General features: G+C 65.1%; 14 protein-coding genes. 10 read left to right on the forward strand and 4 right to left on the reverse strand.

Translation table 11 applies throughout. The features are described 5' to 3' along the window. Positions 1–759: 759 nt before the first annotated feature. Both HCA61_RS06980 and HCA61_RS06985 read right to left on the reverse strand, forming a co-directional pair. A complete protein-coding gene (locus HCA61_RS06980; protein WP_169687490.1) occupies positions 760–1,512 on the reverse strand; it encodes an SDR family NAD(P)-dependent oxidoreductase in 753 nt (250 codons plus the stop codon). Further along, complete coding sequence (locus HCA61_RS06985) at positions 1,509–2,369, reverse strand: TauD/TfdA family dioxygenase (protein ID WP_240959034.1); 861 nt, start codon at positions 2,367–2,369, stop codon at positions 1,509–1,511. The genes HCA61_RS06980 and HCA61_RS06985 overlap by 4 nt, the downstream gene beginning before the upstream one ends. A gap of 528 nt (positions 2,370–2,897) precedes the next feature. Between HCA61_RS06985 and HCA61_RS26570 the strand changes: the two genes are divergently transcribed. Next, positions 2,898–3,020: a hypothetical protein gene (locus tag HCA61_RS26570; protein ID WP_277351996.1), complete on the forward strand. Its 123-nt coding sequence runs from the start codon at positions 2,898–2,900 to the stop codon at positions 3,018–3,020. 412 nt (positions 3,021–3,432) lie between these two features. Here the strand turns inward: HCA61_RS26570 and HCA61_RS06990 are convergent, their stop codons facing one another. Continuing rightward, positions 3,433–4,371: a WYL domain-containing protein gene (locus HCA61_RS06990; RefSeq protein ID WP_169687491.1), complete on the reverse strand. Its 939-nt coding sequence runs from the start codon at positions 4,369–4,371 to the stop codon at positions 3,433–3,435. A 62-nt stretch (positions 4,372–4,433) separates the two neighbouring features. Here HCA61_RS06990 and HCA61_RS06995 point away from each other — a divergent pair, with 62 nt between their 5' ends. From HCA61_RS06995 to HCA61_RS07035, 9 genes are all read left to right on the forward strand, one after another. Beyond that, the gene (locus HCA61_RS06995) at positions 4,434–5,012 is read left to right on the forward strand and encodes a DinB family protein (protein ID WP_169687492.1); all 579 of its coding nucleotides are present in this window, start codon (positions 4,434–4,436) and stop codon (positions 5,010–5,012) included. Further along, positions 5,009–5,392, forward strand: a complete 384-nt coding sequence (locus HCA61_RS07000) for a RidA family protein (RefSeq protein ID WP_169687493.1) — start codon at positions 5,009–5,011, stop codon at positions 5,390–5,392. The genes HCA61_RS06995 and HCA61_RS07000 overlap by 4 nt, the downstream gene beginning before the upstream one ends. A gap of 49 nt (positions 5,393–5,441) precedes the next feature. Continuing rightward, positions 5,442–7,664: a glycoside hydrolase family 3 C-terminal domain-containing protein gene (locus HCA61_RS07005; protein WP_169687494.1), complete on the forward strand. Its 2,223-nt coding sequence runs from the start codon at positions 5,442–5,444 to the stop codon at positions 7,662–7,664. A gap of 2 nt (positions 7,665–7,666) precedes the next feature. Continuing rightward, positions 7,667–8,614, forward strand: a complete 948-nt coding sequence (locus HCA61_RS07010; protein ID WP_169687937.1) for an exodeoxyribonuclease III — start codon at positions 7,667–7,669, stop codon at positions 8,612–8,614. A 125-nt stretch (positions 8,615–8,739) separates the two neighbouring features. Beyond that, the gene (locus tag HCA61_RS07015; protein ID WP_169687495.1) at positions 8,740–9,327 is read left to right on the forward strand and encodes a DUF3558 domain-containing protein; all 588 of its coding nucleotides are present in this window, start codon (positions 8,740–8,742) and stop codon (positions 9,325–9,327) included. A gap of 37 nt (positions 9,328–9,364) precedes the next feature. Further along, on the forward strand, positions 9,365–9,700 hold the full coding sequence (locus tag HCA61_RS07020; protein WP_169687496.1) for a hypothetical protein: 336 nt from the start codon (positions 9,365–9,367) through the stop codon (positions 9,698–9,700). 76 nt (positions 9,701–9,776) lie between these two features. Further along, complete coding sequence (locus HCA61_RS07025) at positions 9,777–10,547, forward strand: hypothetical protein (protein ID WP_169687497.1); 771 nt, start codon at positions 9,777–9,779, stop codon at positions 10,545–10,547. Positions 10,548–10,638: 91 nt separating this feature from the next. Next, positions 10,639–11,553, forward strand: a complete 915-nt coding sequence (locus HCA61_RS07030; RefSeq protein ID WP_169687498.1) for a type IV toxin-antitoxin system AbiEi family antitoxin domain-containing protein — start codon at positions 10,639–10,641, stop codon at positions 11,551–11,553. Between the two features lie 55 nt (positions 11,554–11,608). Continuing rightward, complete coding sequence (locus HCA61_RS07035; RefSeq protein WP_169687499.1) at positions 11,609–13,147, forward strand: hypothetical protein; 1,539 nt, start codon at positions 11,609–11,611, stop codon at positions 13,145–13,147. On the opposite strand, the gene HCA61_RS07040 is transcribed toward HCA61_RS07035, so the two are convergent. Continuing rightward, positions 13,131–14,177, reverse strand: coding sequence for a zinc-dependent alcohol dehydrogenase family protein (locus tag HCA61_RS07040; protein WP_169687938.1), 1,047 nt, complete (start codon positions 14,175–14,177; stop codon positions 13,131–13,133). The genes HCA61_RS07035 and HCA61_RS07040 overlap by 17 nt on opposite strands. Positions 14,178–14,263 lie beyond the last annotated feature (86 nt).

Consider the following 14,263-nt stretch of genomic DNA (forward strand, 5'->3'; position numbering starts at 1 on the left):
GACGACGTGATGACCGCGGCAGGGTACGACGCGGCACACAAAGAGTTCGCGGACATGCCGATGGGGTCGTACACGTTTCTGGGGTGCTCGTACGAGGGAACCATCAGTGTGCCCGGTGCCTTAGCTCGATACGACTTGAATGTCATGGCCGGCAATGTCTCCCTCGACGAGGGTTGGAGAAGAACGGCCATGTGGCGGCGGCAACCACAATCAATGGACGGTCCGCGCTAGTCGAGGTTGACCCGAACACACTTGACACGTGCAGATACGCGCTCCAAACCGATTTCGGAGTGGTCATCTTCAGCAGGATTTATCAGAAGGACCACACCGGTCCAGTACCTCAAGACAAGTGGTGTTCAGGGTTCGAGAGCTTCATCACTTCTGTTGAACCCCTGTTGAAGCGTTGAACCGAGAATTGCGGACTATCTCGCCATCGGACACAACTTCGGCGACTTCGAGTCCGCCAAGCAACTCGCCGCCGGCTACGCCCGGAAAGGCGCCGGCACACCCGAGTCCGCCCGCGAGCGCGTCGAGCAGTTCATCGACGCCCTCACCCAACTACGCGACGCATTCGCTTCAGGCGGCGAAGCGTTCCTCGGCACCGAATTCGACTGGGTACGACAGCTTCAGTCGATCGACGTCGACACGTAACCGACCCGCCCTTCCCGCGCGAAAGCCTGCTTCCCACAGCAACAACTGCTGCTGTGGGAAGCCGGAACCGTCGCGGGAATCATGTTGTGCTGAGACCTATCCGGAAGATCAGGTGTTACGACCACCGTTCACGCCGATGACCTGGCCCGTGATGTAGCCGGCCCCCTCCGAACACAGAAATGAGCACGCCGCCGCGATGTCTTCGGGCTTGCCGGGTCGCCGGACGGGGGTTCGGTCGGCGTGTTCGTCGACGCTGCCACCGAGCAGGCCATCACGTTCCGAGCCTCGTAGCATCGGGGTGTCCACGAAACCGGGCGGGATGGTGTTGACGGTGATGCCTTCCGGGCCCAGCTCCAATGCGAGCGATTTCGTGAAGCCGACGAGTCCGGCCTTCGACGCCACATAGTGCGTCATGAACTGCTGGCCGCCTTGGGCGCTGGACGACGAGATGTTGACGATCCTCCCCCACCCGGCCTTCGTCATGTCGGGCACCACGGCCTGGCACGCGTAGAACGGGCCGGACAGATTGATCGCGAGGGTGCGTTCCCACACTTCGTCGGTGATGTGTCCGAACTTCTTGAAGCCGGTGATACCTGCGTTGTTGACGAGAACCGATACCGACCCGAGGCTTTCCCCCACGCTTTCGACAGCCGCGTCCACCTGAGATCGGTCCGACACGTCGACGTCACCGAATGCTGCTGCAGTGTGGCCTTTCTCGAGAATTTCCTCCACAACCGTCTTGGCCGATGCGGCATTCAGGTCGAGGACAGCCACCGAAAAGCCATCCGCGGCGAGCCGGTGCGAGATGGCCCGGCCGATGCCGGAACCACCACCCGTCACGAGTGCAACCTTGGTGGTCATTGCACGACCTCCTCACCGACGAGTGATGTGCGGAGCATCAGACGTGCCGACTGCTCTCCGTACGGGCAGGCGCGGTGCAGCATGCCGGTGTTGTCCCAGATGACGACGTCGCCCACCCGCCACTTGCGCCGGAGTGTGAAGCGATCCTGCGTCGACCACTCCAGAAGCCGCGTCAGCAGTTCTTTGCTTTCGTCCTCCGATCTGCCGACGACCCGCTCGGCGGTGGACCCGAGCACCATGGACTTCTTCCCGGACCCTCGGGTCCAGACCAGCGGGTGCTCACGCGAGGGATTGCGGTCCCACGCCGCCCGTTCCTTCGGATCGGGATCGGGGTACACGAGCAGCTGAGATGCCGCGAAGCTGTGCACGACGCGCACACCCTCGAGCTCCGCCTTGTCATCGCTCGGCAGTTCCTCGTATGCAGCGTAGGTGTTCGCGAATTCGGTGTCGCCGGTGTCGTCGTCGGACACCTGCCGCGCCATCAGAACCGTCGCTTTGGCAGCAAAGGCGGGCCAGCAATCCGGAAGCTCGTCGAATCGAACCCGGACAACTGTATGGGTGGCGGCAGCCTCGAGGCAGGGCCCCTGACCGGTCCGGTATTGGTCGACACCGATCTCGACCACGCGCGGGTCGGTGTACGCGGGAGTGGTCGCGGTGCCGTCCGCATCAACAAGCGTGATACCTGCCATGTCAGCACCGGGAACCGTATCGACTGCCCACCGACACAGCTGCTCGAGAAACGCGGTGGTAGTGGGCTGTCCGGCGCCGAAGCGCCCTCGCAACTCATCCAGAGCTGTCGCGACGGCGTCGACTCTGGCGATCACATCGAGATCGTCAAGCGAGGAGTTCTGGGGCATCGGCGGGCTCTTTCTCGAGGGTGCATGCAGGCACACCTCACCTGCCGCGAAGGTGGCAGGTTTCTCTACCGCAGTAATCGAGCCGATCCTACCCATGTGGTCGGCTTCAGCTGATGCCGGGGCGCAGTGCTCGGGGTGGGGTCTCCAAGCACGATGAACACGTCTGCCGGGCAGTGGCACTCGCATCGTCGCCGGGTTGTGACCGCCGGCATTACACGAGAATCGTCACGGACAACCGGACCGACCGCTCGATCCCGGTTGCCGGCGGCCGACCTGATGCTCACGGCCGCGCACGGACACGACCTGAACGACGACAGTCGGCACGTGCTCCGACGACGGGCTACGCGAGGGTCGCAGAAGATGATCCCGCCTCGGCCCCGCGTCCACGGCGGGCCCTCGGCCCCAACGAATCCGACGTGCAGCCGTCCGAGTAGCGCCGACCGACTCGGTGCGGTAGAAAGGTCTCACCATCTGGTGACATGCATCACATCCCGCACCGAATGGTTTGCGCTCTGGAAGGACGATCCGATGACTCTCAACGTCGCCCTGTTGCTGCTCATTCTCCTGGGAGGACTCAGCTCCGTCGCCGTCATGCAGGTCGCGCTCCACCAACCCACCGACCGGTCCGGCCACAGGCACGGCAGAATCTGATATCGAACTGCACCCGCTTTTTCCACGACGCCTGCACCCCCACCAGCCTGCCTCTGTGAAGTTGTCGAGCAGAGTAAAGTTGTCGAACAGAATCGACATGTTCACCTTCGTTTCGCGAGCCCTCGACGGTCGCTGCGGTACTCGGATTCGACGCGGTCGGCCAGTTCACGCGAGCACCAGCAACTGGAAAAACAGCTTCGGAGTGCCCTTCAGCGTGCTTCCGGAGGCGTCCGTGTAGGTACGTCCGGCGGGGTCGAGCAGCTTCCTCACAACATCCATCAGGACCTTCCCGATCGAAGCACTTTGATGTGCGGTACCCACTGACCGCTCCGAGAGCACCTCTACTGCGCCTGCTTCCGATATGTCCGGGTGAGCTACTGCCGATCGTCGCTGAACGCGCCGGCAGATACAGCTAAGAACGCACCCCTGCGGCAGTGAGTCTCTCCCCCAGCTCAGCACACCGTGCCGCGAGTTCCGGAGGCTCGAGGACGTCGAACTCGTGTCCCAACGTGAGCACGTGCCACAGAACGATATCGAGATTGTCTGCACCACTGATCAGTTCACAGGTGTCACGATCCCGAGGTTTCACCACCGCCGCAGACGCCGAGATCTGGCGGCGCACCGTCTCGGCCGGTGCACGGACCAGGAACCGCGCTTGCTGCCGATACACCCGACTCGCGACACCTTCCTGCACGTAGGTCGCCGCGTCGGGTGCTGCGCGCGGACGGAACCGCCACGTCCGTAGCATCACCGTAGACATCCGGTCGACGCGGAAGCTACGCCAGTCGTCGCGGTCGAGGTCGTATGCGAGCAGGTACCAGCGTCGATCGGAGGCGACGAGGCGGTAGGGCTCGATCCGTCGCGGCGTCGAGCGATAATCGAATCCGATCTCCACCTCGTCGCGGCAGGCCCGCGCGAGTGTCATGAGCGCCTCGGGGTCGACGGGGTCGCGACCTCCACCGAAGGACTCCACCGACACCGACAGGGCACGCACCTCGTGTCGCAAACGGGCAGGAAGCACCTGGTCGAGCTTGGTCAGGGCTCTGAGCGCCGCGTCGCCGCCACTCGCGATCGCGCCACCCGCACCGGCGAGCAGAGCAACCGCGGTGACGATCGCTTCGTCGTCGTCGAGGAGTAACGGGGGCAGATCCTGACCGGGTCCGAGCTGGTAGCCGCCACCGATGCCCTTGCTGGCATGCACCGGGTATCCGAGGTTGCGCAGCCGCTCGACGTCGCGCCGGATGGTGCGGGGCGTGACGCCGAGCCGATCAGCGAGCTCGGGGCCGGTCCAGACCTGTCGCTGTTGCAGCAGACCGAGCAAGGTCAGTACCCGCTCGGTGGTGTCGTCCATAAGTTTCAGAGTGCCAGATGCAGCGGACCGATCCTGTCCTCTTGTGGTGCCACAGTATCTCCATGGCTACCGAATTCGACTGGAACAATTCTCTGCTCGAGCAGTGGGAGTGGCACTGGAACAATCAGATCCGCGCCCGACTCCAGGGTCTCACGGACGACGAGTACTTCTGGTCTCCAGTGCCGGACCCTTGGAATGTCCGGCCTCGGGGCGCCTCGACCGCGCCCCTGCAGGCCGGCGCAGGCGATTTCACCATCGACTTCGCCTTCCCGCAGCCGGACCCTGCACCGTTCACCACGATCGCGTGGCGGCTCGGACACGTGATCGTCGGTGTGCTGGCCGGACGCAACGCATCGCATTTCGGCGCACCTCCGGCGTCGTACGAGTCCTGGGAGTATGCGGGCACCGCACGAGAAGCGCTCGACCAACTCGAAACCCAGCTCGACGTATGGGTGAAAGGCGTCCGCAGCCTCAGCTACACCGAACTGATCGCCCCGGTCGGCGACAAGGAGCCCTACCCCGAGCTCGCGGTGGCCGACCTCGTGCTGCACATCCACCGCGAACTGATCCACCACCTGTCCGAGGTCTCGCTCCTGCGCGACCTGTACGTACACACCCCGAGAGAAGGTAAGAAATCATGATCACACTGGTCGATCCCGACGAGCTCGCCTACAGCCCCGCTTTCGCTCAGGGGGTGATCGCACCGGCCGGCAAGACGGTCTATGTCGGTGGTCAGCTCGGCACCGACGGCTCCGGAGCCATGCTCGACGGCATCGAAGCGCAAACCGTGCAAGCTATGAAGAACGTCTTAGCTGTGCTGGCCGCTGCGGGGTCGGGCCCGGATCATGTGGTCAAGCTCGACATCTACATGGTCGACGGGGTAGATGCGCAGGTCGGATACGCGGCGTCGAGGTCGGTGTGGGGTGATCGACGTACGGCCATCACCGTCGTCACTACTGCGGGGCACGCCCGGCCTGGGGCGCTGGTCGAGATCGACGCGATCGCGGTGGTCCCCGAGTAGACCGCTCGGAGCGATAGTCTGCTGCCGACGCCGATTTCGGAGGAGCAGCATGACAGATCTCGCCCGAACACTGTCCGAGTTGACGCTCGAGGAGAAAGCAGGCCTGACCAGCGGGTTGAACTTCTGGTTCACGAAACCTGTTTCGCGGGTGGGTATTCCATCGATAATGCTGACCGATGGCCCCCACGGTGTCCGCAAACAGGTCGAGGGTGGCGATCACCTCGGTCTCGCCGACTCGGTGCCCGCCACCTGCTTTCCGCCTGCCGTTGCGATGGGATGCTCGTTCGACCCCGAACTGCTCGAACGGGTCGGTGCCGCGCTCGGTGTCGAGGCCCGTGCGTCGCAGGTGAGTGTGCTGCTCGGCCCCGGAATCAACATCAAACGGTCGCCGCTGTGTGGACGCAACTTCGAGTACCTGTCCGAGGATCCGTTGTTGTCGGGTGCGCTCGGCGCCGCACTCGTTCGCGGGATCCAATCACAGGGCGTCGGGGCGTCGCTGAAGCATTTCGCAGCCAACAATCAGGAAACCGACCGGATGCGGGTCTCCGCGGATATCGACCCGCGTCCGCTTCGGGAGATCTACCTGCGCGGGTTCCAGCGCGTGGTCGAAGACGCTCAACCGTGGACGGTGATGTGCTCGTACAACCGGATCAACGGCGTGTACGCGTCGCAGAACCGCTGGCTGCTCACCGAGGTTCTGCGAGGCGAGTGGAGTTTCGACGGCGTCGTCGTCAGCGACTGGGGTGCCGTATCCGACCGCGTCGCAGCGCTGGAGGCAGGCCTCGACCTGGAGATGCCGTCCACGGGTGGACGGACCGATCAGGAAATCGTCGACGCGGTGCGGGCGGGGGAACTCGACGAGTCCGTGGTCGATATTGCCGCGGGGCGGGTGACCGATCTCGTCGGAACGGCGGCGATCGACCCCGACGCCGTATTCGATGCCGATGAACACCACGCGCTTGCCCGCCGGGTCGCCGCGGAGTGCGTGGTGCTGTTGAAGAACAACGAGGTCCTGCCGCTTGCGACCGAGACGAGGGTTGCCGTGATCGGCGAGCTGGCCCGTACCCCGCGGTATCAGGGTGCCGGGTCGTCACGGATCAACCCGACTCGCCTCGACAACGCGCTCGACGAGATCCAGGCGTTGGCCTCGGTGGATGTCGCGTTCGCTCCCGGCTATCTCGACGACGGCAAGACCACCGACGAGTTGCGCGCCGCCGCGACCGATGCGGCGCGTGCCTCCGACGTTGCCGTGGTGTTCGTCGGTGTACCCGCCGCGCTCGAATCCGAAGGTTTCGACCGCACCGATCTCGAACTGCCCTCGGAACAGACCGAGCTGCTCGACGCCGTGGCCGCGGCGAATCCGAACACCGTGGTCGTGCTGTCGAACGGCGGTGTCGTGCGCTTGTCCGGTTTCGCCGATCGCGTACCCGCGATCATCGAGGGCTGGCTGCTCGGGCAAGCCGGTGGCGGTGCGGTCGCCGACGTGCTGTATGGGCTGGCCGATCCTGCGGGCCGGCTCGCCGAGACTATTCCTGTGCGACTCGAGGACACACCGTCGTACACCGATTTTCCGGGCGAGCACGGGCACGTCCGCTACGGCGAAGGCCTGTTCGTCGGATACCGCGGTTTCGATGCCAGAGAAACCGACGTGTCGTTTCCCTTCGGACACGGTCTGTCGTATACGACATTCGAGTACTCCGACGCAACGGTGACCGTGGGTGACGACCTGACCGTGACCGTGACCGTCACCAACACCGGTGAGCGGCCGGGTTCCGACGTCGTCCAGGTGTACGTCGGGATGCCCGACTCCGCCGTAGCCCGCGCACCCCGTGAGTTGAAGGGATTCGCGAAGGTACGCCTCGATGCCGGAGAATCACGAAAGGTCGAGATACCTGTTCGCCGCACAGACCTCGCGTACTGGGATACCCGCGTCGATGGGTGGGTGGTCGAAGGTGGCACCTACCGTGTCGACATCGGTGCTTCGAGTCGCGACATCCGAGCCACATGCACCGTCGGCATCGACGGTGACGACGTTTCCGTCCCGTTGACCCTGGAGTCGTCGATCGGAGAGATTCTCTCCAACCCTGAGGCAGCAGCAGTTCTTTCGAGTATCTTTGCCGCATCCGACGGCCAGGCTCCGGCCCTCGACCCGGCGGTCCTCGAGATGGCGGCGTCGATGCCGCTCGGAAGAGTGCTGAGCTTCGGGAACTTCGGTATCGGCGTCGAGGAGATCCAGCAGCAACTGGATGTCGTGAACGGACGGTCGAAATGACCATGCGCATCGCAACATTCAACATCAATGGGATTCGCGCGGCACAACGTCGCGGGTTCGAGAAATGGTTGCGGGAGCGAGACCCCGACGTGGTGGCGTTGCAGGAGCTCCGCGCCCCCGCATCGGCGATTCCGGACGGCGTGTTCGGCGACCACCACATCACCTACGACGAGGGGACGCTGCCCGGTCGCAACGGCGTCGCAATCCTGACCCGCAAGGAACCGAGCGCGGTGCGCACCTGGAGCGGCACAGCGCTCTTACGACATCCCGGCGACGACCACATCGAGACGGTCGACGTGGAACCCACTCCCGTTGCCCGAGGTCTGCGCGAGTTCGCCGACCAGGGAAGATACGTCGAGGTCGACCTCGCGGACGCACCCATCACGGTGGCGTCGCTGTATCTGCCGAAAGGCGGCCTGCCCGCCCACCTGCAGAAACCCGGACGGATGCGGGAGGCACCGGACGGTGGCGCACGCTACGACCGCAAGATGCGCTTCCTCGACGCGTTCGCCCGTCAGCTCACGAGATCACGGCGCACAGCCCGCGCGGCTGGTCGCGAGTTGCTGTTGATGGGCGACCTCAACATCGCGCACACCCGGTACGACGTCCGGAACTGGCGGCGCAGCAATCAAGCCGAGGGCTTCCTCCCGGAGGAACGCGAGTGGTTCGATTCGATCCTCTCTCCGCGCACCCTCGTCGATGTGGTGCGCAGGCACCATCCGGACGTCGACGGCCCGTATTCGTGGTGGTCGTGGCTCGGGCAGTCCTTCGCGAACGACGTCGGCTGGCGTATCGACTACCACCTCGCCACCCCCGCGCTCGCGCGTTCCGCAGTGTCCGCGGGCACCGATCGCGATCCGGCCCCCGATCGTCGGATCAGCGATCACGCACCTGTCGTCGTCGACTACGACCTTGCTGCTTTCCACGACACCGGAAGTAAGCAGCCCTGATGTGAACCTCGCAGCCCTGGCAGTAAGCCAGCAGGGCTGCGAGGTTCACATTTGCCCTGCTAGCTTCGGCGACCCCGTTCGATCTGCTAGCGTCTCCCCCGGTATTCAGCGGATCGGGGGGTCGCGTGGGCGGGTGGAAACGTGTCGCGGGGAGCATCGCTCTCATCGCAGCAACAACGGCATGCGGGACCGACGCACCACCCGAGGAGCAACCGAGCGCAGCCGAGACCATCACCTCGACGACACGCACGCCCCGCGTCGTCGACGAGTCCGGCCGGCCGGCGATCACTTTCGACCCCTGCCTCGACATCCCCGACGACGTGCTCGTCGACGCCCGATACGACCCGAAGTCGAAGCACGCCACGCAACACCCGATGGAGTCCTACAGCTTCCTCGGCTGCCGATTCAAAGGCACAACCTCCGACTCCGGCGACGATCGACTTAGCGTCCTGGCAGGAAACGTCACGCTGGAAGAGGAATGGGACAAGAACGGCCACATTTCCAGCCATACCAGCGTCAGCGGACGAGACGCCCTCCTCCAACTCGACCCACACAACAAAAACACTTGCGCGATCACCTTGCGTGCCGACTTCGGCATCGTGATCTTCAGCCGAACCCGCTTCCCCGATGACGCGCGCAAACTACCGCTCGACGAATGGTGCGCAGGTCTCGAAAAGGCCGTTGCCCTGTTCGAGCCCCATCTGGACCGCTGAACCGCCACACCGGAGCCAGTCGAGAAAGAGAGCCCACATGAGCGAGTTCGTCCGACTCGAACCACATGTCATCGAGGAGATCGTCGCGATCTGCCAGACGGCGCTCGACGCCCTGAAGGACGCGAAAATTATCGCGAACGAACTCACCCGTACACACGGCTTCGGGGAGTTCGAGTCGGCAAAACAACTCGCCGCCGGCTACGCCCGAAAGGCAGCCGGGACCCCAGAATCGGCCCAAGAACGGGTCGACCAATTCATCGAAGCCTTCACACAACTGCAGGATGCCTTCGCCTCCGGCGGCGAAGCGTTCCTCGAGGCCGAGTTCGACTGGGTCCGCCGGCTTCAGGCGATCGATTCTGGTTCCGAGGTCTGACCGAACAGCATCGAGTCGATCACGCCCCGCGTGTCATCACCGGGGGCAATGACATTCTCGTGGCAGGCTGACCTGCATGCATGCGTACGACGAAGGGTTCGAGCCCCCGACAGCCTGCGCCGACTGGTGCCGTCTTCGCATGTACGACCTGCAGGTCCTCGATGACGGCGTGACCGTCGATCTGAAGTGGTGGAACGACCACCTCGAGGACGCCGGACACGACATTCGGCTGCGTGGACGCAATCTCGATGGGCGCGTCGTCACCAGTGGCAAGGCCGTCGTCCCCCGCAACGACCTGCGTCTGGGCAGTGAGCTCGTCCAGACCGATCACGACGGTCTGGGGCTGCTGTTCCTGTGCGCGGCCTGGCGCAGCGCGCACCCCCGCCGACGCTCGGCGCGCCGGTTCCCGAATGTCTTCGACGCCCACGCGCCGTCCGGACGCGACCCCCTCGGCAAGATCAAAGGCGTCCTCGATTACTGCGCGAAGACGAAGTCGCTGCCCGACAACTCCCGACTCACGTGGTTGGGATGGCCCGACACCCCCGGCGTGGGGGTTCCGCTGTTCGCAACATATCTGTGGGCCGTCGATGTCCATACCGATGCCGGTCCCGCGCAGTTGCTCGATCAGCACGGTGTGTCGACACTTGTGCACGAGGGCTGGTTGGAGGATCCGGCGGTCGCCGATTTCACGTTGCGCCGATATTTCCGCTACGTGGGGCTCCTCAGCGGGTGGGCCGAAAAGATCAGGACTCGGCCGGAGCTGGTGGAGATGTGGCTCGTCGAACGGTGGGATGCCCGCATGGCCGAGGTGCGCGACGGCTCGCACGCGACCCCGCGCCTGTTCTGAAGTTGTCCACAGGCGCACATTTCATCCACAGATTCGGCCACAACGCGACTTTCGATGCCACACGCGGCTCGTCGAGCGGGAGTATCCGCTCATGTACGAACCACGGGGACTCACCAGGAAATCACTCGCCGCGTCGGGTATGTCCGAGCACCACATCAGTAAGGCGTTGCGCTCGGGCGAGCTCGCCGGCATCGCTCACGGACTGTATCTGTGGCGCAAGGACTTCGATGCGCTCGGACCGGTCGGACGTCACCGCGTGCACGCGCGACACATCGCTTCCGGCCTGGACACCGACGAGGCGATCAGCCACATCTCGGCCGCGGTACTCCACGGCATCGACGTGTGGGACGTGCCGCTGCGCCGCGTCCACGTCTCGCGTCCTCCCAGCCGCAGTGGCCGTGTGACGTCCGGTCTGCACGCACACACCACGAACTGGGACGATGGAGAGATCACGCAGGTGCTCGGCGTTCCGGTGACGTCGGTTGCTCGCACCGTCGTCGACCTCGCCCGGACTCTCCCCCGCGACCAGGCCATCGCCGTCGGAGATGCGGCTTTGCGTTCCGACCCGAGCGCAGCAACACAGATACCCCGTGTGCTCGAGGCATCCCGCTGTCGCTACGGGCTGGTGTCGGCGTCGTCGGTGTTGCAATTCCTCGACGGCCGTAGCGAGAGTGTCGGTGAGTCGCTGTCGAGGATCCGGATACTCGAGTACGGCCTGCCCGCCCCCGACCTCCAACGCGAACTCGTCACTGTCGACGGTCGACGTGTTCGGGTCGATTTCTACTGGGAAGACCTCGGGGTTGTCGGAGAGTTCGACGGCCACGAGAAGTTCACCGAGCCACAAGACCTCATCGACGAGAGGCGCTGGGAGGACGGGCTGCGCGACCTGGGTCTCGAGGTCGTCCGCTGGGATCCGGAGGAGCTGAAGAACTTCGAGGTGGTTGCGCGGCGGTTCGAGCGCGCAGTCGCGCGGCACCGGATGTGGGCACTCGATCGAGCGCACTGACGCCACCGTTTCGGCCTACAGTCGAGGGGGCGACGGGAACCCGATGGATACGAGAATGATTCGCACGCGGTGGTGGCCGTTCGCGGCGACCACGGTGCTGGTCGTGCTCCTGGCCTGGACGGGAGTGATCCCCACCTGGCCGGGTCTGGTGCACCTGGTGGCGTTGCCTCCTCTGGATATGTTCGCTGATCTGCGGGTGCTGCTCGTGGCCACCGATTCGTGGCCCCAGTTCCTCTTCCTGCTCACGGTTGTCGGTGCGTGCAGGATCGCGCTGCTGGCGTGGCTGATGGGCGGAATGCACCGCTGGCGTGTCGCGATGGCCTTCTATGCGATCGCGTTCGCACCGACCGCCCTCGCTGCGTTCTCCGCCACTGCGTCGTACTCGGTGCTCTACTCGCGGATCTTCTGGCCTGCCGTCACCCTGATCGCGGCGATGGTCCTGATCGTCGGCCCGGTGCCGTGGCAGGGCGCCGACACCCTGCGGTCGTCGATGACCCTGGCATGGCGACGCGGACTGCGGGTCGAGGTGATGATTCCGTACGGCGCGGCGATCGTCCTGCTCGGAGCAGTCGCCGACACGTGGTCGGCGATCCCGCTGGTGCCTGTCTCTGCACTGGTCACAGGCATCGCGATACGCATGATGGAGCGTCCACCGGTTCGCCGGCCTCTCGTGGCGCTCGCGGCAACCGTCGCGGTGTTCGCGGCGTCGTGGACCGTCTTCGTCGCCACCCGCAGCTACGACACACCGGAGCCGGGTCCGAGGCAGGCCGGGTCGTTGCTGATTCTGTCGGGCATCAACTCGAAATCCGGGCGTGGTGCGATCCACGCGACGGACGTCCATCGGCTCGGATTCACCTGCGATCAGGTGTATTACTTCTCGTATGCCGGGCCGGGTGACGGACAACCGCAACGCGACGCGACGTGCCCGATCCGGACGGGCGCACCGTATGAGCCGGACGACACCCAGGTGGCGTTCGCACAGCAGGTCGACCTGTTCGTCGAGCAGGCCGAACCGCTGCCACGACCCCTCGTCGTCGCAGCGCATTCGCATGCGGCGTGGGTGGTGTGGGATGCCGTCGCGGCTGGACGGGTCGAGGTGGATGGACTTCTGCTCGTGGGACCGTTTGCGAGTACACCGCTCGGCTATCCGCCGCCGGGGTTGCGCGCGCCGAAAGCAGTACTCGGGGATCTGCTGCGCTGGGCCGCACCGATCACCGACCTCGTCGACTTCAACTTCGACCCGGACTCTCCTGCTGCCCGCGACCTGCTGGCGACGCCGGGGGCTGCAGAGTCGATCTTCGCGCAACAGATGGAAGCCCGTGCGTTGTCGTTGACGTCGACCACCGACCTGCCGCTCATGCCTCACGGTTGGCACTTGGACGTCGAACGCGATGGGTGCCCTGCACGGGTCGCGCACCCGTACCTGCCGAAGTCGCCGCAGTTCGAGGACGCCGCAATCCGGTTCTTGAACCACCGGGCGCCCCCACCGTGCCCGGTCTGGCGCGACTGGGGTGCGGTGCTCGCGCACTCGTTCGGACCGCCGACCGCACCCCACGCCGACATGGCAAGCGAACCCGCTACGACGAGGCCGTGAGCAACACCTTGAGCGCACCGGTCTCACCGGCACGGGAGAACACGTCGTAGGCCTCCTCGAACTGATCCAGCACGAAGCGGTGCGTGATCATCGACGACGTGTCGAGCCTGCCACTGTCCACCAGACCGATCAGGGTCGGTGTCGAGTAAGTGTCGACAAGGCCCGTGGTGATGGTGAGGTTCTTGATCCAGATGTCCTCGAGATGCAGGGTCGCGGGCTTTCCGTGCACCCCGATGTTGGCGACGTGCCCACCGGGCCGCACCAGCGCGACCGCCTGCTCGAACGTGGCCGGGATCCCGACGGCTTCCATGGTGACATCGGCACCGAGACCTCCGGTGAGGTCGCGGACGATCGCGGCGACGTCGTCGCGACCGCTGTTGACGACGACGTCGGCGCCGAACGCCTTCGCCGCGTCGAGCCTGCTGTCGGCGAGGTCGACGGCGACAATGTGACTGGGACTCATCAGCTTTGCCGCGAGGATCGCGGCGAGCCCGATGGGTCCGGCGCCGATGATGACGACGATGTCCGCCGGTTTCACCCGTCCGTTCAGCACCCCGACCTCGTAGGAGGTCGGAAGGATGTCGGCGAGCATGAGCATCTGTTCGTCGCTCACCCCGTCGGGAACGCGGTGGGTGGAGTTGTCGGCGAACGGCACGCGCACCTGCTCGGCCTGGGTGCCGTCGATGAGATGCCCGAGTATCCAGCCGCCACCGCCCAGGCACTGGCCGTAGCTGGTGTCGCGGCAGTAGCGGCAGCGTCCGCACGCGGTGACGCACGAGACCAGTACCCGGTCGCCGGGTGACAGGGTCTGCACGCCGGGGCCTACCTCGACGACCGTACCGACGGCTTCGTGGCCGAGGATGCGGCCGTCCGTCACCTCGGGGACGTCGCCACCGAGAATGTGCAGGTCGGTTCCGCAGATGGTGACAGCATCGACGCGCACGATCGCGTCGGTCGGGTCTTGGAGGTGTGGGTCGGGGACGTCTTCCCAGACTCGCTTGCCCGGTCCGTGGAACACCAGTGCCTTCATGTATCGGCCCTCCGCCGAGTAGGTCTCCGGTCCGCGGACAAGCGTTGCACGGAATCGACCGGCGCGATACCGCCGTTGGTCCCGAA

The sequence above is a fragment of the Rhodococcus sp. HNM0563 genome, from assembly GCF_012726195.1.
In the GTDB taxonomy this organism is placed as follows: domain Bacteria; phylum Actinomycetota; class Actinomycetes; order Mycobacteriales; family Mycobacteriaceae; genus Rhodococcus.